18 protein-coding genes are annotated in these 19,520 nt (G+C 69.1%); 7 read left to right on the top strand and 11 right to left on the bottom strand.

Annotated features, from left to right (window positions below):
* The first annotated feature begins 17 nt into the window (after positions 1–17).
* The 4 genes from D6860_RS14280 (at position 18) to D6860_RS14265 (ending at position 4,246) form a co-directional block, all read left to right on the top strand.
* A complete protein-coding gene (locus tag D6860_RS14280; RefSeq protein ID WP_076622691.1) occupies positions 18–1,262 on the top strand; it encodes a DUF898 family protein in 1,245 nt (414 codons plus the stop codon).
* A gap of 3 nt (positions 1,263–1,265) precedes the next feature.
* The gene (locus D6860_RS14275; protein WP_076622692.1) at positions 1,266–2,390 is read left to right on the top strand and encodes a M48 family metallopeptidase; all 1,125 of its coding nucleotides are present in this window, start codon (positions 1,266–1,268) and stop codon (positions 2,388–2,390) included.
* 171 nt (positions 2,391–2,561) lie between these two features.
* Positions 2,562–3,320, top strand: a complete 759-nt coding sequence (locus tag D6860_RS14270) for an electron transfer flavoprotein subunit beta/FixA family protein (protein ID WP_076624685.1) — start codon at positions 2,562–2,564, stop codon at positions 3,318–3,320.
* Positions 3,320–4,246: an electron transfer flavoprotein subunit alpha/FixB family protein gene (locus tag D6860_RS14265; protein WP_017466967.1), complete on the top strand. Its 927-nt coding sequence runs from the start codon at positions 3,320–3,322 to the stop codon at positions 4,244–4,246. Before D6860_RS14270 ends, D6860_RS14265 begins: the two co-directional genes overlap by 1 nt.
* 96 nt (positions 4,247–4,342) lie before the next feature.
* Here the strand turns inward: D6860_RS14265 and D6860_RS14260 are convergent, their stop codons facing one another.
* Positions 4,343–5,953, bottom strand: coding sequence for a BCCT family transporter (locus D6860_RS14260; protein ID WP_076622693.1), 1,611 nt, complete (start codon positions 5,951–5,953; stop codon positions 4,343–4,345).
* 248 nt (positions 5,954–6,201) lie between these two features.
* Here D6860_RS14260 and D6860_RS14255 point away from each other — a divergent pair, with 248 nt between their 5' ends.
* A complete protein-coding gene (locus D6860_RS14255; RefSeq protein ID WP_017466969.1) occupies positions 6,202–6,786 on the top strand; it encodes an NADPH-dependent FMN reductase in 585 nt (194 codons plus the stop codon).
* Positions 6,787–6,907: 121 nt separating this feature from the next.
* Here D6860_RS14255 and D6860_RS14250 read toward each other — a convergent pair whose 3' ends face one another.
* From D6860_RS14250 to D6860_RS14235, 4 genes are all read right to left on the bottom strand, one after another.
* On the bottom strand, positions 6,908–8,617 hold the full coding sequence (locus tag D6860_RS14250; protein ID WP_076622694.1) for a KpsE/RkpR family capsule polysaccharide export protein: 1,710 nt from the start codon (positions 8,615–8,617) through the stop codon (positions 6,908–6,910).
* Positions 8,595–9,254 (bottom strand): ABC transporter ATP-binding protein, encoded by a 660-nt coding sequence (locus D6860_RS14245; protein ID WP_076622695.1) that lies wholly within the window; start codon positions 9,252–9,254, stop codon positions 8,595–8,597. The genes D6860_RS14250 and D6860_RS14245 overlap by 23 nt, the downstream gene beginning before the upstream one ends.
* Before the next feature lie 186 nt (positions 9,255–9,440).
* Positions 9,441–10,469 carry a permease gene (locus D6860_RS14240; protein ID WP_076622696.1) on the bottom strand — a complete coding sequence of 343 codons (1,029 nt, stop codon included), beginning with the start codon at positions 10,467–10,469 and terminating at the stop codon, positions 9,441–9,443.
* Entirely contained in the window at positions 10,462–10,812 is a 351-nt protein-coding gene (locus tag D6860_RS14235) for an ArsR/SmtB family transcription factor (protein WP_076622697.1), read from the bottom strand. Before D6860_RS14235 ends, D6860_RS14240 begins: the two co-directional genes overlap by 8 nt.
* Before the next feature lie 109 nt (positions 10,813–10,921).
* Here D6860_RS14235 and D6860_RS14230 point away from each other — a divergent pair, with 109 nt between their 5' ends.
* Both D6860_RS14230 and D6860_RS14225 read left to right on the top strand, forming a co-directional pair.
* The gene (locus tag D6860_RS14230; protein WP_076622698.1) at positions 10,922–11,518 is read left to right on the top strand and encodes a uracil-DNA glycosylase family protein; all 597 of its coding nucleotides are present in this window, start codon (positions 10,922–10,924) and stop codon (positions 11,516–11,518) included.
* Positions 11,515–12,306: an SseB family protein gene (locus D6860_RS14225; protein WP_076622699.1), complete on the top strand. Its 792-nt coding sequence runs from the start codon at positions 11,515–11,517 to the stop codon at positions 12,304–12,306. The genes D6860_RS14230 and D6860_RS14225 overlap by 4 nt, the downstream gene beginning before the upstream one ends.
* Before the next feature lie 347 nt (positions 12,307–12,653).
* Here the strand turns inward: D6860_RS14225 and D6860_RS14220 are convergent, their stop codons facing one another.
* The 6 genes from D6860_RS14220 to D6860_RS14195 all read right to left on the bottom strand — a co-directional run bounded on the left by D6860_RS14220 (position 12,654) and on the right by D6860_RS14195 (position 19,501).
* Positions 12,654–13,658, bottom strand: a complete 1,005-nt coding sequence (locus D6860_RS14220) for a P1 family peptidase (protein WP_076622700.1) — start codon at positions 13,656–13,658, stop codon at positions 12,654–12,656.
* A gap of 137 nt (positions 13,659–13,795) precedes the next feature.
* On the bottom strand, positions 13,796–14,536 hold the full coding sequence (locus tag D6860_RS14215) for a glucose 1-dehydrogenase (RefSeq protein ID WP_076622701.1): 741 nt from the start codon (positions 14,534–14,536) through the stop codon (positions 13,796–13,798).
* 73 nt (positions 14,537–14,609) lie between these two features.
* Positions 14,610–16,055, bottom strand: coding sequence for an aldehyde dehydrogenase family protein (locus tag D6860_RS14210; protein ID WP_076622702.1), 1,446 nt, complete (start codon positions 16,053–16,055; stop codon positions 14,610–14,612).
* Positions 16,033–17,742 carry an ABC transporter ATP-binding protein gene (locus D6860_RS14205; protein WP_083697758.1) on the bottom strand — a complete coding sequence of 570 codons (1,710 nt, stop codon included), beginning with the start codon at positions 17,740–17,742 and terminating at the stop codon, positions 16,033–16,035. Before D6860_RS14205 ends, D6860_RS14210 begins: the two co-directional genes overlap by 23 nt.
* Complete coding sequence (locus D6860_RS14200; RefSeq protein WP_076622703.1) at positions 17,739–18,554, bottom strand: ABC transporter permease; 816 nt, start codon at positions 18,552–18,554, stop codon at positions 17,739–17,741. The genes D6860_RS14205 and D6860_RS14200 overlap by 4 nt, the downstream gene beginning before the upstream one ends.
* Entirely contained in the window at positions 18,551–19,501 is a 951-nt protein-coding gene (locus D6860_RS14195; protein WP_076622704.1) for an ABC transporter permease, read from the bottom strand. The genes D6860_RS14200 and D6860_RS14195 overlap by 4 nt, the downstream gene beginning before the upstream one ends.
* Between the last annotated feature and the right edge of the window lie 19 nt (positions 19,502–19,520).

Below are 19,520 nucleotides of genomic sequence, written 5' to 3'. Positions count from 1 at the left end.
GGAACAGGTGATTTCCTATGCCCGAGCAGATTTCCGAGCCGACGTCCGAGCCCAACTACGCCCATGGCGTGTATTCCGGCGACGGCAAGGCGCTGTTCTGGCTCGCCCTGCGTACCGGGCTGCTCACCGTTCTCACCCTCGGCATCTACCGCTTCTGGGCCAAGACCCGCATCCGCCGCTACATCTGGTCGTCGACCGGGATCGGCGGCGCCCGCTTCGAATACACCGGCACCGGGCTCGAGAAGTTCCTCGGCTTCCTGATGGCGGTCGTTATCCTCGCGGTCTACCTCGGGCTGATACAGATCGTGCTGTTCTGGTTCGGCATGACGATCTTCGCCACGCCGCAAAGCCCCGAGGCCGCGCTGATGCAGACCGTCGGCGCCTCGGCCTCGGGTCTCGCGGTGCTGCCCCTCATCTTCTTCGCGGTCTACCGCGCCCGGCGCTACCGCATGGCCCGGACCCGCTGGCGGGGCATCCGCTTCGGCATGGACAAGGCCGCATGGGGCTACGCCCTCCGCGCCATGGGATACTGGCTGCTGACGATCCTGTCGCTGGGCCTGCTGCTGCCGCTGATGACCTTCCGGCTCGAGCGCTACATGACCGACCGCACGTGGTTCGGCGACGCCCGGTTCCGGCAGGACGGACGCTGGACGGCGCTTTACGGCAAGATGAAACACCTGTTCATCGGCCTTGCGCTGATCGTGGTGGGCATCGTCTCGGGCACGCTCGCCTCGATGCACGGCGGGCTGATCGCGCTCGCGGTGATCTCGGTGCCGGTAGGACTCGTATGGTTCGTGATCGGCGTGATCTCCTACCGTGTTCAGAGCTTCGCCTACCTTGCACGGCACAAGATGCTCATGGACCGCGTGGCCTTTCACGCCCATCCCGCCACCAAGACCGTGATCCTCACCTACATCGTGGGCAGCATCGTGCTCGCCATCGGCCTGTCGGTGGCGACCGGCATCTTCGGCGGCATCACCGCGGCACTCCTAAGCGGGCTCGACCTCGGGGCGTCTTCCGGTCAGGTGCAGCCGGGCATGATCCCGGCGATCGTGGTGCCGGTGCTCGGCTACATCCTGACGCTGGTCGCGGCGCAGGCGGGGGCGCTTGCCGCGATCACCCAGCCGATCCTGAAGCACTACGTCGAGACGATCACCGTCATCAATCTGCCCGCGCTCGACAGGGTCCACCAGCGCGCCGCCGATCCGGGCGCCGACGCCGAAGGCTTCGCCGATGCGCTCGACCTCGGCGGGGCGCTCTGAGCGGTGCGGGGCGCGGCGCATCTCTACGACGGCCGCTCGGCCGCGCGGCACGCGGTGACGGTCGAGCTCAGCGCCGACCGGCAGGCGCTGGTGATCTCCGGCGCGGCACTCTCCGAGCCGCTGCTCTGGCCCCTGCCCGACCTGCGCGCGCTCGGCGATCAGGCGGACCCGGCGCAGATCGTCCTGACCCGCCATCTCGACACCCACGACGAATCCCTGCGCGATCCGGCGCGTCTCGTGGTCGAGGACCCCGAGATGGTCGCCTGGCTGCGCCGCACCCGGCCACGGCTCAACCGCCGCGACCTGCGCGAGGGCACCGGGCGGCGCATCGCGCTTCGGCTCGGCGGCGCATTGGCGGCAGTCGCGGTGATGATCTTCGTGATCCTGCCCGCGCTCGCCGATACGCTGTCGCGGCTCATTCCGCTGGAGAAGGAAATCGCCTTCGGGCGCGGCGTGAAGGCCCAGATGGAGCGCTTCCTTGGCGCCGACGAGGCCGGAACGCTCGACTGCGACGCTCCCGGGGGCCGCGCCGCGCTCGACCGGATGGTCGCGCGGCTCACCGAGGGGCAGGATCTCGGCTACCCGCTGCAGGTCAGCGTGATCGACCACGAGATGGTGAACGCCTTCGCGGTGCCCGGCGGACAGGTCGTCGTGCTGCGCGGTCTGCTGGACAAGGCGGACAGCCCAGACATGGTCGCCGCCGTGCTGGCGCATGAGATCGGCCACGTCGTGCACCGCGACCCGACGCGTCACGCCCTGCGCACCGCCGGCTCGGTGGGGCTGCTGGGGCTCGTCTTCGGCGATTTCACCGGCGGCGCGGCCATGGTGCTGCTGACCGAACGGCTGATCAACGCGAGCTACAGCCAGGAGGCCGAGACAGAGGCCGACCGCTACGCCTACGGCCTCCTGCGCGAGGCCGGGCTGCCGCCCTCGGCACTGGCCGACATGTTCGAGACCTTCCGCGCCGAGGTGGGCGATGTCGAAGGCCCGATGGCGCATTTCGCCTCGCATCCGGCACTGTCGGACCGCATCGCCGAGGCCCGCGCCGCCGCTCCGTCCGACGCCCCCCGCGGGCCCGCGCTCGACCCTGCCGGCTGGACTGCCCTGCGCCGGATATGCGACGGCTGAGCCGCCCGCCGCACGCGACCAAAGTCGGAAACCCCGGGAATACGCGGCGTTCATTTGGCGCTAACAGGTCGTTTTAGACCTGTTTCCCCTGTCCACGGTTCGCTATCACCCTTCCTGAGAACAATGATCGGGAGTCGCGCCCGCCGCGACGCACTCAAGGGAGAACCGCCGATGAAGGTGCTTGTACCTGTCAAACGCGTGATCGACTACAACGTGAAGGTCCGCGTGAAAGCGGATGGCAGCGGTGTCGATCTGGCCAACGTGAAGATGTCGATGAACCCGTTCGACGAGATCGCGGTCGAGGAAGCCATCCGGCTGAAGGAAGCCGGCAAGGCCGACGAGGTCGTGGTGGTCTCGATCGGTGTGAAGCAGGCGCAGGAGACGCTGCGCACCGGGCTTGCGATGGGCGCCGACCGCGCGATCCTCGTGACCGCGGCCGATGACGTGCACACCGATATCGAGCCGCTGGCGGTGGCCAAGATCCTCGCCAAGGTGGTCGAGGAAGAACAGCCCGGCCTGGTGCTGATGGGCAAGCAGGCCATCGACAACGACATGAACGCGACCGGCCAGATGCTGGCGGGCCTTCTGGGCTGGGCGCAGGCGACCTACGCCAACACGCTCGAGGTCGAGGACGGCGCCGCGGTGGTGGCACGCGAGGTCGACGGCGGCCTGCAGACCATCAAGGTGACCCTGCCGGCGATCGTGACCACCGACCTGCGCCTCAACGAGCCGCGCTACGCGTCGCTGCCCAACATCATGAAGGCGAAGAAGAAGCCGCTCGACGAGAAGACCGCCGAGGACTACGGCGTCGACGTCTCGCCGCGTCTCGAGGTCGTGAAGACCGCCGAGCCGGCCGAGCGGGCCGCGGGCATCATGGTTGGCTCGGTCGACGAGCTGGTGACGAAACTCAAGGAAAAGGGGGCTCTGTGATGGCTGTTCTCCTTGTTGCGGAAATCAATGACGGCACGCTGGCGATGGACGCCACCGCGAAGGCCGTCGCGGCCTCGCAGCCGCTGGGCGACGTGACCGTTCTGGCGGTGGGCGCGACGGCGAAGGACGCCGCCGCCGAGGCCGCCACCATCGAGGGCGTGGCCAAGGTGCTGGTGGCCGAGGACGCGACCTACGGTCACCGTCTCGCGGAACCCACGGCGGCGCTGATCGTGTCGCTCGCGGGCGATTACAGCCACATCGTGGCGCCGGCGACGACGGATGCGAAGAACATCCTGCCGCGGGTCGCGGCGCTGCTGGATTCGATGATCCTGACCGATGTCACCTCCGTGGTGGATGCGGATACCTTCGAGCGCCCGGTCTATGCCGGCAACGCCATGCAGACGGTAAGGTCGAAGGATGAAAAGAAGGTTATCACCTTCCGGACCTCCACCTTCGATGCTGCCGGCACCGGCAACTCGGCTCCGGTCGAGGACGTGGCCAGCGCCGACAACCCCGCGCTGTCGGAATGGGTCGAGGACAAGATGGCCGAGAGCGACCGCCCCGAGCTGACCTCGGCGAAGATCGTCGTCTCGGGCGGCCGCGGCGTCGGCTCGGAAGAGGACTTCGTGATCATCGAGAAGCTCGCCGACAAGCTCGGCGCGGCGGTTGGCGCCTCGCGCGCGGCGGTGGATTCGGGCTTTGCGCCGAACGACTGGCAGGTCGGCCAGACCGGCAAGGTCGTGGCGCCGGATCTCTACATCGCCTGCGGCATCTCGGGGGCGATCCAGCACCTCGCGGGGATGAAGGATTCGAAGATCATCGTGGCGATCAACAAGGACGAGGAAGCGCCGATCTTCCAGGTCGCCGACTTCGGCCTCGTCGCCGACATCTTCGAGGCCGTGCCGGAGATGACCGACAAGGTGTGATCCGTAGGCTGGGCAATATTGCCCACCCTACCCCACGACACAAAAGGCCCGCCGGACACCGGCGGGCCTTTTGCTTGGTCGGACCATGTTCCGACCTCAGATGTTATCGAGCTCGGGGCTGTCCTTGATCTCGACGTAGTCGATCTCTTCGGCCTTCAGCCCCTTGAGAATCGACGGGATCATCAGGCTGACGAGGATGAAGATCGGCAGGCCGATCACCGTGATGACCTGTTGCAGCGCGTTCAGCCCCTCGTCTCCGGCAAGCCAGATCAGCATCCCGGCGATGACGCCTTCGGCCATCCCCCAGTAGACCCGCTGCGGCCACGGGCCCGGCGTCTCTTCACCGGTGCAGAGCATGTCGACCACGAGCGAGGCCGAGTCCGACGAGGTTGCGAAGAAGATCGCCACGATCACCACCGCAAGCCCCTGAATCAGCGTCGTGAAGGGGAAATGCTCGAAGAAGGCGAACATCGCCAGAGGCACCGAGTCGGCCACTGCCCGCGACAGCGCGCCGGCCTCGTCTCCCATCGCGGCACGGGCGGTTTCGCCGATGCCGTCGATCTGCATCGCCTGCCAGCCGAAGATGGCGAACCAGACCAGCGTGAAGGCCGACGGCGCGAGCAGCACGCCCAGCACGAACTCGCGGATGGTCCGCCCGCGCGAGATCCGCGCCACGAAGAGACCGATGAAGGGGGACCACGTCACCGTCCAGGCCCAGTAGAAAACCGTCCAGCTTCCCTGCCAGCCCCAGCCGTCGCCGCTTTCATGCGCATAGGCCAGCATGTCGTTCCAGAACGCCAGCTGCGGCAGGTTGCCCAGGTAGAGGCCCAGCGTCTGCACGATGCCCCGCAGCAGGAACAGGGTCGAGCCGGTGACCAGCACGAACACCAGCAGCCCGACGGCCATGCCGATGTTGATGTTCGACAGCAGCTTCACGCCGCTGTCGAGCCCTGCGATGATCGAGCCCACCGCAACGCCGGTCAGCACCGCGATGATGCTGATCCGCATCCAGGTCGTGTTGTCGAGGCCCGTGAGCTCCGACAGCCCCGCCGCGATCTGCGACGAGCCGAGGCCGAGCGACACCGCCACCCCGAACAACGTGCCGAGGATGGCCGCCACGTCGATCATCTTTCCGATGGGACCGTAGATCCGGTCCCGCAGCAGCGGGTAGAACACCGACGAGACCCGCACCGGCAGGTCGTAACGGTGAATGAAGTAGGCGAAGGCCAGCCCGGGCAAGGTGAAGATCGTCCACGTGTGCAGCCCGAGGTGGTAGAGTGCGAAGGACATCGCGTCCTCGGCCGCCGCGATCGAGTAGGGCTCGACTGTTTCACGTGGAGGCTCGGAGAAGTGGCTCATCGGTTCGGCCACGCCCCAGAACATCAGGACCGTGCCGATGCCGCCGGCAAAGAGCATGGTGAACCACGACAGGTTGTCGAAGTCGGGCTTCGTGTCGGTCTTGCCAAGGATGATGTGCCCGTGCCGACTGCAGGCGATCCAGACGAGGAAGGCGAGCCAGATGTTGACACCGGCGATGAAGAACCAGCCAAGATTGGTCACCACCCACTCGCGGCCGGACTCAAAAAAGGCGCCGATGATCGACGGCGCCAGAAGCAAAGCGGCGAGAAACACCACCATGAATGCGGATGCACTGAAAAAGATGGTGGCGTTCGTTCGCAATCCAAGCCGCCGCGCCAATTGGTCCATGTCTGGTTCCCCGGTCCTAGGTGAATCACATCTCCGTCAAACGCAGCCCCCTCGGACGTTGTTCCTTAAAAGGAGAAGCAACCGGTGAAGCGCCACTCCTGATTGAATTCTGTTCATTTCGGCAGGCGATCCCGCCAAGCAGTGCAGCCTTGCACGACGGCTGTGCGGCGGGGACAGTTGCCGCGGCGCGGCAAATTCCTAAGTTGAGGCTCAAGCAAACGCCACGCCGCAAAGGAGAGGATGCTATCATGGCATTGAAACTGAAGGTCATTACCGCAAGCACCCGTCCGGGCCGGATTGGCCCCATCGTCAGCAAATGGGTCGCCGAACAAGCCGGTGCGCACGACAAGTTCGACGTCGAAATCCTCGACCTCGACAGCTTCGAGCTGCCGTTCCTCGACGAGCCGAACCACCCCGCGATGCAGAGCTACACCAAGGAGCACACGAAGAAGTGGAGCGCGGCCGTTGCCGATGCCGACGCATTTGTCTTCGTGACGCCGGAATACAACTCGTTCCCGCCGGCCTCGGTCGTGAACGCGCTGCAGGCGCTCGTGGTCGAGTGGGAGCGCAAGCCTGCCGGCGTCGTTTCCTACGGCGGAATCTCGGGCGGCCTGCGGGCCTCGCAGGAGCTGCGGACGCTGCTCGCCAACATGAACATCATGCCGATCAAGCAGGTCGTGCCGATGCCGATGGTCTTCGGTGACATCACCGAGAGCGCGACGCTCGAGCCGAACGAAGAGGTCCGCAAGGGCGCGGGGCTCATGCTGGACGAACTGCACGTCTGGGCAGAAGCGCTGAAGCCGGTCCGCGCCGAGGTGCGTGCCGCCGCCTGATCGCCGACCGCTTCGCGATCACATGCAAACGAAAGGGCTGCCGGAGCGATCCGGCAGCCCTTTCCCGTTGCGGCCCTGCACTCGGGACAGTCCTGTTCCGGGGGGGTCTTGGGCGCGAAGATCAGCTAGAGACCTGTTCCCGCAGGATGGACGCGGTGAGCGAGATCATCAGGTAGACGCCCGAGAAGATCAGGAAGGCAAGGATCGTGTTCTCGAACTTGCGCGGGTAGCTCGGGTCTTCGGAGGCCACCGGCACCACCGAGGTCGTCAGGTAGCGCGCCTGGCTGTCGGCATCGCGGCGCGCCTGCTCGAGCCGCTCCAGCGCGGTCTGCAACATCAGGTCGCGGGTCGACAGATCAGCCTCGGCGAGCTTGATCTGCACCGCGATCTCGGCCAGCGAATCCTCGCCCGTGGTGGCCGTGGTCATGTCCGAGTTGAGCTCGGCCAACAGCGTTTCGAGCCGACGCACATCGCCGCGCGCGCCATCGACCTTGGCCTGGTTCGGCCGCGCGTTGTCGAGCAGCGCCTGCAACGCCAGCCGCTTTTCCTGAAGCTGCATCTCGATGTTGCTGATCTGGGTGCGCAGCGCCGTGATCCGCCCCTCGGGATCGACGACCGAGCCCTCCTGCTGAAGGCGCACAAGGCGTTCCTGCGCCTCGTAGCGGGCCTGTTCCGCGTCCTGCAGCCCGGCCTCGGCGTCATCCACCGCGTTCGAGCGCTTGCGCATCGACAGGTTGTCGACCCGCGCCTCGGCATAGCCGATCAGCGCCTCGCTGAAGCGCGCGGCGGTATCCGGGTCGGCGGCCAGAATCTCCATCTTCACGACGCCCTCGGTCGGATCGTAGCCGATCTCGATGTTGCGCTTGTAGAGCTTGTAGGCCTCTTCGTTCGAGGCACCCGCGTCGAGCCGCTGGATCGGGTCGATCCAGTCCTGTTCGAAATGCGCCTTGAAGCCCTCGTCCGCGTCGAGGCGCAGCATCGCATCCTTGGACAGAAGGTAGCTCTGCACCGCGATGGCATCCTGGTTCGTGGCGAACTGCGTGCCGGAAAACAGGCTGCCCATGGCCCCCGAGGAATTTTCGGCCTTGAGGATCAGGAACTCGGACTTGGTCGAATACATCGGCGTCGCGACCACGTAGAAATAATAGCCCGCGATGATCGTCGGCAGGAACACGAAGAACGCCAGCCGGGTGAGCAGCAGCAGCATCTTCCTGCGCCGCCGCGAGGCAAGGTCCTTCTGGATCTTCATGATCTCGGCGGCGCGACGCTCGGCCGGGCTGGCGGTCTGGGTCGAGGGCAGCTGCGGCTTGCCCCCGTTCGGCACGGTCTGCGGCAGCTGCACCCGGCCGTCGGGCCGTGGCGCCGGCGGTTGCGCGCCGGGACCGGTCGCGGGCGGCTGGGCGCCGCCCCCTGCGCCGCCGGCGTCGGGCACCACGAGCTCGAGCATGTTGGCCCGCTGGAAGGGATCGATGCCCTGCGCGCGCAACAGGCGGACCGCGTCGAAATCCGAGGTCGGCGCCAGCCCGTGACGCTGCGCCACGCGGCGCGCCATGCGCAGCTGGCGACCGGTGAGCCCCTCGCGGCGAATGGCCTCGGTCTCGTCCGCTGGCCGCGCGGCCGGGCCGGTCCGGCCCTCGTCCTCGCGCGCGGAGACCTTGGAAAACTCCGGTCGGCGGGTCGGCTGCCCTGCCCCTGCGGCGGGCGCCGCGGAGCTCTCCGTTTGCTCGGTGCCGGCCTGCGGGGCCTGCCCGGACGAAGAGCCTGACGGGGCGGACTGCGTGTCGGCGCTGCGGCGGATGCGGAATTTCTTAGCCTTGGGTTTCGTAGTCATAGAGCTGTTTCGCTTCTTCCAAGGTTTCAAACATGTGCAGCTTGCCGTCCATCAGGACCGCCGCCTTGCGCGCGAACTTCTCGAGGATCTGCGCCTGGTGCGATACGATGATGATGGTCGTGGTCCGCAGTCGTTCCGCCAGCAGCTCGCCGGCCTTCTTGTTGAACTCGACGTCGGTCGAGTTCGGCATGCCCTCGTCGATGAGATACATGTCGAAATCCAGCGCCAGCATCAGCGAGAAGGTGAACCGCGACCGCATCCCGCTCGAGTAGGTGCCGATCGGCTGGTCGAAATACTCGTCCAGCCCGCAGAGCCAGCGGCAGAAGCTTTCGACGTAATCCGGGTCGATGCCGTACATCCGCGCGATGAAACGGGCGTTCTCCCGCGCCGAGATCTTCGAGATCACGCCTCCCATGAACCCGAGCGGAAAGGAGACGCGGCAAGTGCGGCGGATCTCGCCCTCGTCGGGCTTCTCGAGCCCGGCCATCATCCGGATCATCGTGGTCTTGCCGGTGCCGTTCGGCGCGAGAATGCCCAGCGACTCGCCCAGGTCGACACGGAAGGACGCGCGATCAAGGATCACCTTGCGCTGCGTCCCCGTCCAGAAGGACTTGCTGACCATGTCGAATTCCAGCATCGAAGCTGCCCCGGATTACCCGCCTCCGCCGGTGGATACCGGTGGCCTGTTAAGCATGTCTTAGGCGCGGAATCTGTTAATAATATGGCCCCATCCCCGGACAAAGCGCAATCGTGGTGACGATTGTCGGCGGGGATCGGGGGTGCGGGCGCGTCCGCCCGCACCGCTGTCAGGTCCGGTCCTGCTTCAGGCGAGGGCGCCCCACGCAAGCCCCGCCGCGAGCGATCCCGCCACCGCGAAGCCCATGTAGGCGGCGAAGACGCGCGGCTTGACCAGCGCCCAGACCGCGATGGCGGCGGGGATGCAGCTCACGCCGCCGGCGACAACGAAGCTCATCGCCGCACCCGGCGCCATCCCCTGCGCCAGCAGCGCATCCACCAGCGGCACTGCCGCGTAGCCGTTCAGATAGGCCGGCGCCCCGACCATCGCGCCAAGGAAGATCGGCCAGATGCCGTCTCCGCCCAGCAGCGAGGCGATCGTCTCGGCAGGGATGTAGCGCAGCATCACCGCCTCGATCAGGTAGGCGAGCAGCAGCCACTTCAGCAGGAACATCAGGTTGCCCAGCGCCTCGTCGCGAAAGGTCTCCCGCCGCGCCGGCTCCTGCCAGAAGCGCCAGGCCGGCTTGCCGGAAAAGGTTTTCTTCGCGCTGCAGCAGCATCCGCCACCGGTCTGCGGGGCCGCGCGCAGCGGGTCGGCGAAGACCGGGCTTCCCTTCAGCGCCATGGTGACCGCACCGCCCAGCAGCCCGATGCCCACCGCGGCGACGGTCTTGCCCAGCGCGAAGTCCAGCCCCAGCGTGCCCGAGGTCACGAGGAACATCGCCGGGTCCATCAGCGGCGAGGCCAGCCAAAACGCCATCACGGCGCTCAGCGGCGCACCCACCGCGAGCGATGCGGCGATGAACGGGATGACCTCGCAGGAGCAGAAGGGCGACAGTCCGCCCAGCAGCGCGGCCGCCACGATCATCCGCGTTTCGCGGCCCTCGAAGAGCCGCGACAGCAGCGTCTCTGCGCCCGCTGCCTTGACGTAGGCGATGGTGGCCACGGCGAACAGCACGAAGGGGGCGGTGTGCCAGAGCGCGCCGGCAGAAAAGGTCACGGTCGGCCAGACCTCGGACCGATCAAAGAGCGCCACGGCCAGGAGTACGAGCGCGCTCGCCACCCACGCCTTGTCGGGTTTCGGAAACCGGACGCCGGGGGCCAAGGTGTCAGCCATGGTCTTGCTCCTCCGCGTCGCAGTCGGCGCAACAATGGGTGAGAAGGAATTCCGACAGGCTGCGGACCTCGTCGTAGGCCGCCGCCGCGCAGATGGTGCTGCGGCCCTGGCGGGTCTGCTGCACCAGCCCCGCCTGCGCGAGGATGCGCAGGTGATGGGTCAGCGTTGACCCGGTCACGCCGGTGCGCTCTCCCAGAGCGCCGATGCTCAGCCCCTCGGGGCCCGAGCGCACGAGGGTCTTCAGGACGTTCAGCCGCTGCTCCGAGCCAAGCGCCGCGAATTTCGACGCGGCGATCTCGAACGGCATGTCGGTGGATCGGGACGGGGGCGAATCATGTTTCATATTTCTAGCCTTATCGAAACATCCTCCGGATGCGAGTATTATTTCGATGACCGTCGAAATTTCGCACGCCCCTCTGGCGAAGCGGCCGCCCGGACATTAGCTCCCAGCCATGACCGACCGGCTCACCGATCTCGCCACCCGGCTCGAAGCATGCCGGCTCTGCGCCGACCGCTTCGCGGCAACAAAAACGCAGCACACGCCGCGCCCGGTGGTGTGGTTCGCCCCCGGCGCGCGGCTGCTGATCGCCGGGCAGGCACCCGGGCTGAAGGTGCACGAGCGCGGCCGCCCTTTCGACGACCCCTCGGGCAAGCGCCTGCGCAGTTGGCTGGGCCTCGACGAAGAGACCTTCTGGGACCGCTCGCGCACCGCCATCGTGCCGATGGCCTTCTGCTTCCCCGGCTACGACGCCAAGGGCGGCGACCTGCCCCCGCCACGGGTCTGCCGCGACACCTGGCACGACGCGCTGTTCGAGGCGCTCGGCGAGGTCCGCCTGCGGGTCTATGTCGGCGGCTACGCGCAGCGCTATCACCTCGGGGTCAGGACCGGCGTGACCGAGACCGTGCGCGGTTGGCGCGACCACCTGCCCGGCGCAATCCCCTTGCCCCACCCGTCGTGGCGCAATACGGCATGGCTGAAACGCAACCCGTGGTTCGAGGACGAGCTTCTGCCCGTCCTGCGCGCCCGTGTCCGCGAGGTGATGGAATGACCGAAGAAACACCGCTCGACGCCGCCCACGCGGCGATGGAGGCCGCCCCCGAGGACGACGCCGCCCGCCTGCGCTTCTACGAGCGGCTGGCGGACTCCGAGCTCTTCCTGCTGCTCAGGCAGGAGGCCGAGGGCGACCGGATCGAGCCCGAGATCTTCGAGCTGGCCGACGCGAGCTTCGTGCTGGTCTTCGACCGGGAAGAGCGCCTGTCGCAATTCGTCGGCCGCCCCGCCCCCTACGCCGCGCTCTCGGGGCGCGCCACCGCGTCCATGCTGGCGGGTCAGGGCATCGGCCTTGCCGTCAACATCGAGGTCGCCCCCTCGTCGATCCTGCTGCCCGCGCAGGCCGTCGACTGGCTGACCGAGACGCTCGGCCATGGTCCGCAGGAGGCCGAAGCGCAGATCGAGGAGATCCTGCCGCCGGGCGGGCTGCCCGAGGTGCTGCTGCGGGCGCTCGACGCCAAGCTCGCCACCGCGGCCGGCTTCGCCCGCTGCGCGTGGCTGTCGGGTGTGCGCTACTCGGACGGGACGCAGAGCCACATGCTCGCCTTCGCCGGCACGGTGCCCGGCGCCGAGGACGCGCTCGCGAAGGCGGTCAACGAGGCGCTGGTCTTCTCCGGCATCGAGGCCGGTGCGCTCGACGTGCTCTTCATCCGCGACAGCGACCCCATCGCCGCGAGCCTCACCCGCGTCGGCCTGCGCTTCGACCTGCCGGAGCCGGAGCAGCCCCAACGCGTCGAGCGCATTGCCCCCGGCTCCGATCCCGACAGCCCGCCGATCCTCCGCTGACTCGGCGCCCTCGACCGGTCTTCTGTCGATAGCCCGGGCAGACAGGGCGAAGCCGGTGCGCCGCCCGCAGCCCGACCGGCCGAACCAACGCGGACCCGCTCTCGGTATGGCGCGCCACGGCCGTGATAGGCCCCGGCGACCGGGCGCTGTCGCCTTCGCCGACGCCCAGCCCCTGTTCGCCACGGAAACACCAGCCGCAACAAGCATCCAAAATTGGCCAAGGGGGAACGCGCCGTAGAAGCCGCGCGCCGGGCTCGTCAAGTCTGCACGGGCCAGCACCTCGCCCGGATCAGCCACCGCGCCACTCCGGCGCCCCGCCCGAAGACATCCCAAGAAGACAGTTCGCGCTATACCCGTCCCAGTTCCTCGCGCAACGTGGGCAGCGTGTCACCGGGCGCGGGCGTCGCCTCCCAGACCGCCCGCGCGATGGCCCGCGCAAGACAGACGCTCGCCGCGTGCCCGATCCCCGCCAACTGCAAGGCCGGCGCCTCCAGCTGCCGCACGCCCGTGGCCGCCGCGAACACCAGGTCTCCGTCCATCGGCGAATGCGCCGGCAGGATCGCCCGGCCGATGCCGTCATGCGCCGCCACCGCCATCCGGTGACACTGCGCCTTGTCCAGCGCCGCATCGGTGGCCACTACCGCGATCGTGGTGTTGCCGAGCCCCGCCATGGCCGAGACCTTGCGGCTCTCCGGCAGCGCCGTCCCTTGGTCCGGGTCCACGCCCAGCCCGCCGAACTCGCCCCCGAGCTCGAAGGGCGCCGCCCAGAAATGCCTCCCCGAGGGCGTGGTGGCACTGCCCATCGGGTTCGCGGCCACCAGCGCTCCAACGGTGATGCCGTCCTCCAGAACAAGACTCGCCGAACCGAGCCCCCCCTTGTGCATCGCCGTCTGCGCACCGCAGCCCGCCCCGTGACTGCCCAGCGCAAATGCCTCCCCCGCGGAAGACAGCGCACGTCGACCCAGCTCCGGATAGGGGTTCACCCTCCAGTCCTTCGTGCCGCCATTCAGCAGGTCGAAGAGGATCGCCGCCGGCACGATCGGCACCCGCGCCGAGAGCACCGCGAAGCCGCGCCCCGCCGCGTGCAGCGCTTCCATGACCCCCTGCGCCGCCGCCAGTCCGAAGGCGCTGCCCCCCGAGAGCACCAGCGCATCGACCCCGGGCGCGGTCTTGTCCGGGGCCAGAAGGTCGGTCTCGCGGGTGCCGGGGGCGCCCCCCATCACCGCCACCGAAGCCGTGAACGGCGCCTCCGCCGTCACCACGCTCACCCCGGACTTCAGGCCCGCATCCTCGGCGCTGCCCACCCGCAGCCCCGTGACATCGGTGATCAGGTTTCTCGGTCCCGGCCGCATCGCGCCCCTCCATCAGACAATCGCGCCACCCTCGCCAACGCATGGCCAGGGCGCAATCCCCCCCTTCTCCGGTTTGACAAATACCCTCGGGGGAGTCCGCGCCCGGCGCGGACGGGGGCAGAGCCCCCGGTCTGCCCTCAGATGCAGCGCCCGCCGTCGACCTCCATGCACACCCCGGTGATCATCGAGGCCTCCTCCGAGCACAGGAACAGCGCAGCGTTGGCAAGATCCTCCGGTGTCGAGAACCGTCCGAGCGGAATGGTCGACAGGAACTTCGCCCGCATCTCGGGGGTGTCCTCGCCCATGAAACTCGCGAGCAGCGGCGTGTCGCCCGCCACCGGGTTCAGCGCGTTGACCCGCACCCCCGCCGGGGCAAGTTCGATCGCCATCGCCCGTGTGGCGGTGTTCATCCAGCCCTTCGAGGCGTTGTACCAGTTCAGACGCGGTCGCGGTGACACCCCCGCCGTCGAGGCGATGTTGAGGATCGCGCCCGACCCGCGCGCCTTCATTACCGGCACCAGTGCCCGGGCGGTCAGGTAGACCGACTTGCAGTTCACCGCGAAGACCCGGTCGAAGTCGGCCTCGTCGACCTCCTCCATCGGCGCCGGCAGGTGGGTGATACCGGCGTTGTTGACCAGCACGTCGACCGCCCCGAACTCGGCCTCGGCGCGGGCGGCCATGGCCGCCACGCTGTCGCCGTCCGCGACGTCGACCGCCTGCGCGATCCCGCCACAGGCCGCAGCGACGCGTTCGGCTCCCTCGAGGTTGATGTCCGCCACCATCACCCGGGCCCCCTCGGCCGCGAAGCGCATCGCGATGCCCTCGCCGAAGCCCGAGCCGCCACCTGTCACGATGGCGCGTTTCCCCTGCAATCTCATGCCCTGTCTCCTCCCTCTTCTTCCGGACACCTCCGGGCCCGTCGTCCGGGACCGGTCGCCGCCCACGCAGGCCTCAGCCGTGCCGTGCCGCCACGGTCTTGACCACCGAGAAGCCGTAGAGCGCCTCGAAGCCCTTCTCGCGGCCGTGGCCCGACTTGCCGACACCGCCGAAGGGCAGCTCCACCCCACCCCCGGCACCGTAGTTGTTGAGAAACACCTGCCCCGCGCGGATCTTCTTCGCCAGCCGCATCTGGCGCGCGCCGTCGCGGGTCCAGACGCTCGCCACGAGCCCGTAGTCGGTGCCGTTGGCGATGCGCACGGCCTCGTCCTCGGTGTCGAACGGAATGACCACCTGCACCGGGCCGAAGACCTCGTCCTGCGCCAGAACGTGATCGGGCGGCACCGGCCCGAAAAGCGTCGGCTGCACGTAGGTGCCGCCCTCGGGCAGGTCGTCGGCAAGCCGCGCGCGGGCGAGCAGCGGCAGGTCGGCGCCCTGCGCGAGGAACCCCTCGACCCGGGCCCTCTGCGTCGCGTTGATCAGCGGGCCGACATCGCGGTCGTCCATCGCCGGGCCGACCACCTTGGCAGAATAGGCCTCGGCCATGCGCGCGCAGGCCTCGTCGAGCACGGACCGCTCGACGAGGATGCGCGACGAGGCCGAGCAGGTCTGCCCGGCGTTCTGCAGCCCGGCGTTCACGAGGAACGGCAGCGCCGCGTCGAGATCGGCGTCGGCGAAGACGATCTGCGGCGACTTGCCGCCAAGCTCGAGCGTTACCGGCACCACGTTGGCCCCCGCCGCCTGCTGCACCGCCGCGCCGGTGCCGACCGAGCCGGTGAAGCTGACATGCCGGATGCCCGGATGCGCCGCGAGCGCCGCCCCGGCTTCGGCACCGAGGCCCGGCACCACGTTCAGCGCGCCCGCCGGCAGGCCGGCCTCCTGCGCCAGCTCGGCGAAGGCCAGAGCGGTCAGGCAGGCATCCTCGGCAGGCTTCAGCACGCAGGCGTTGCCCATCGCCAGAGCCGCGCCGACCGAGCGGCCGATGATCTGCATCGGGTAATTCCACGGCACGATATGGCCGGTGACCCCGTGCGGCTCGCGCAGGGTGTAGACGGTGTAGCCGTCGAGATAGGGAATGGTCTCGCCATGCACCTTGTCGGCGGCGCCGCCATAGAACTCGCAGTAGCGCGCCAGCGCCACGGCATCGGCGCGGGCCTGGGTCAGCGGCTTGCCCACGTCGGTCGCCTCGAGCCGTGCGAGCTCGTCGACGTGGTCGAGCACCAGAGCGCCGATGCGGGCCAGCAGGCGCCCGCGCTCCGCCGCCGTCAGCCGACCCCACGCGCCCTCGAGCGCCGCCTCGGCGGCGGCGACGGCGGCGTCGATGTCCTCGGGGGTGCCGCGCGCGATGCGGCCGATCTCCTCTCCCGTCGAAGGGTTCACCAGCGGCAACGTGTCGGCGCTCTCGCGCCAGTGGCCGCCGATGAGCATGCGCGCGCTGTCACGCGCCAGACGCTCCGGCATGGTCCTCTCCTCCTCCCGATGGCCGCGGCAGGGACGGTGCGGCAGCCAGGAGTGATTTGGTATAGGCATGCCGCGGTTTGTCAAACACCGCGTCGGTCGCGCCGGCCTCGACGATCCGGCCCGAGCGCATCACCAGCACCCGGTCGGTGATGCCGCGCACCACGCTCAGGTCGTGCGAGATGAACAGGTAGCCGAGGCCGTATTCGCCCGAGAGCCGCGCGATCAGGTCGAGGATCTGCGCCCGCACCCGAACGTCGAGCGCCGAGACCGCCTCGTCGAAGATCACCAGTTCGGGGCGGATGATGAGCGCCCGGGCAATGGCGATGCGCTGGCGCTGACCGCCCGAGAAGGCGTGGATGTGCCGCTCGGCGTCGGCCGGGTGCAGGCCGACGGCGGTCAGCGCCTCGGCCACGGCGGCCTCGCGCGCGGCGGCGCGCGGCGGATCGGGCAACAGGTGGAAGGGCTCGGCGACGAGCCGGCCCACGCGGTGACGCGGGTTGAACGAGCCGTAGGGGTCCTGGAACACCACCTGCACCCGCCGCCGCACCTCCGGGTCGGGCCGCCCGTGCGAGGCCACCGGCCGCCCGTCGAGGGTGATGCGCCCGCCCTGCACGCCCTCCAGCCCGAGGATCGCGCGGGCGAGCGTGGACTTGCCGCAGCCCGACTCGCCCACGAGCCCCACCCGCTCGCCGCGCCGGATTTCGAAGCTCACCCCGTCGACGGCGCGCTGGGTCTCGCGCGGGGCGAAGAGCGCGCGGCGCGGCAGCGGGTGGCTGCGCACGACGTCCTCGACCGACAGCAGCGGCCCCTCGGCGCGGGCCGGCGGCAGGGCGGCGCGGTGTCGCGACGCCTCGAAGAGCGCACGGGTGTAGGGATGCGCCATGGTCTCGAACAGCGTGGCCGTGGTCCCCTGCTCGACGATGGCGCCGTCCTTCATCACCGCGATGCGGTCGGCGAGGCGCGAGACCACGGCGAGATCGTGGGTGATCATCATCAGCGCCATGCCCTCCTCGCGCACGAGGTCGCGCAGCAGCTCGAGGATCTGCGCCTGCGTGGTGACGTCGAGCGCGGTGGTCGGCTCGTCGGCGACGAGCAGCCGCGGCCCGAGCGCGATGGCCATGGCGATCACCACCCGCTGCCGCTGCCCGCCGGACAGCTCGTGCGGATAGCGCGAGGGCGGCACGCGGTCGGGATCGAGACCGACGCGGGCCAGCAGATCGGCGGCGCGACGGTTCGCCTCGGCCCGCGAGGCGGCGCGGTGAATGCGCAGTGTTTCGGCCACCTGCGCGCCAATGCGTTGCAGCGGATTCAGCGCGGTCATCGGCTCCTGGAAGACCATGCCGATCTCGCGCCCGCGCAGCCCGCAGAGCTGCGCCTCGGACAGCTGCGCGAGGTCGGTTCCCTCGAGCAGGAGCTGGCCGGAGAGCCGTGCCTCGGCCGGCAGCAGGCCGATGGTGGCGAGCGCGGTCATGGATTTCCCCGAGCCGCTCTCGCCGGTCAGCGCGACGATCTCGCCCGGCGCGATGGTCAGCGAGACCCGGTCGAGGATCGTCCGGTCGCCGATGGCAAGCGACAGGGCGCGGATGTCGAGCAGCGGTTTCGAACCGGGCTGCGCCCGGTCCGAGGGGGGCGAGGGGCGCTGCCCCTCGCGCTCCCCGAGGTATTTGGAAAGAGAAGAAGCGCTCATGCGCGCCCGGCCTTCAGGCGGGGGTCGAGCCGGTCGCGCAGCCCGTCGCCGAGCAGGTTCAGGCCCAGCACGGTGAGCACGATGGCGAGGCCCGGGATGATTGCCACGTGTGGCGCGAGGGCCACCATGGTCTGTGCGTCGGCCAGCATCCTGCCCCAGGAGGGCAGCGGCGGCTGCGCGCCGAGCCCCACGTAGGACAGGCCCGCCTCGGCGAGGATGCCGAGCGAGAACTGGATGGTGCCCTGCACGATCAGCAGGTTGGCGATATTGGGCAGGATGTGCTCGGCGCTGATGCGCGGCGCGGACTTGCCGGCGACGCGGGCGGCGAGGACGAACTCGCGGGTCCAGAGCGGCAGCGCGCCGGCGCGCGCGAGCCGGGCGAAGACCGGGATGTTGAAGATGCCGATGGCGATGATGGCGTTGGTGGCGCCGGGTCCGAGGATGGCGGTGATCAGGATCGCGATGACGAGGCTCGGGAAGGCGAAGACGAGGTCGTTGCCGCGCATAATGAGCTCGTCGAGCCAGCCGCCGTGGCGGGCGGCGGCGGCAAGCCCCAGCGGCACGCCCACCCCCATGCCGATGCCGACGGCCACCAGCGCCACGGCAAGCGAGGTGCGCGCGCCGACCATCAGCAGGCTGAGCATGTCGCGGCCGAAGTGATCGGTGCCGAGCCAGTGGGCGGCCGAAGGGGGCTGCAGCCGCTCGGCGATGGTCACCGTGTCGGTGGCGTGGGGTGTCCAACCGAGGCCCAGCAGCGCGGCGCCGAGCACGAGCGCGGTGAGCAGGCTTCCGAAGAGGAGGTTGCGGCTCATGTGCGCCTCGCACGGCGCAGCCGCGGGTCGACGGCGGCATAGGCGAGATCGGTGAGGAAGTTGACCGCGATGACCGCGAAGACCAGCAGCATGACAACCGACTCGACGACGATCAGGTCTCGCTGGGTGATAGCCTGGAAGATCAGCCGCCCGAGGCCGGGCAGGAAGAACACCTGCTCGATGATGATCGCGCCCGCGAGCAGGAAGGAGAACTGCAGCCCGAGGATGGTCAGCACCGGGATCAGCGCGTTGCGCACCCCGTGCCGCCAGAGCGCCTGGCGGCGGGTGAGCCCCTTGGCGCGCGCGGTGCGGATGAAGTCCTCGTGCAGGATGTCGATCAGCGCGGAACGCATGATCCGCGCGAGGATCGCCGCCTGCGGCAGCGCCAGCGCCACGGCCGGCAGGGTGAGCGCCTTGAGTGCCACGAGCGGCCGTTCCCAGCCGGGGAAGCCGCCGGCCCCGAACCAGCCGAGCTTCAGCGCGAAGAGCAGCACCAGCAGCATGGCGAACCAGAAGTTCGGTACCGCGACGCCGAGCTGGGTCGCGCCCATCACGCCGATGTCGCCGGCCCGGCCGCGCCGGGCGGCGGCATAGATGCCGGCCGGGAAGGCCACCAGCGCCGTCAGCACCAGCGCGTAGAGGGCCAGCGGCAACGAGACCTGGAGCCGCTCGGAGACCATCTGCGCGACCGGCGCCCGATAGGTGTAGGAGGTGCCGAAGTCGCCCTTCAGCATGCCGGTGATCCACGCGAGGTACCGATCGTGCAGGGCGAGATCGAGCCCAAGCTCGCTGCGCAGCGCGGCGACGGTGTCGGGGCGGGCGTTGATGCCCAGCATGAACCGCGCGGGATCGCCCGGTGCCACCTCGACCACCGCGAAGATGACCAGCGAGGCGAGCAGCAGGCTCGCGGCGAGAATGCCCAATCGTTTCAGCGCGTAGGACAGCATGCGGCAGAGCCTATGCGGC

The sequence above is a fragment of the Salipiger sp. D13 genome (genome assembly GCF_003703915.1).
GTDB classification, from domain to species: Bacteria; Pseudomonadota; Alphaproteobacteria; order Rhodobacterales; family Rhodobacteraceae; genus Salipiger; species Salipiger profundus.
Note: the sequence above shows the minus strand (reverse complement) of the source record. Positions and strands in the feature narration are given on the sequence as shown.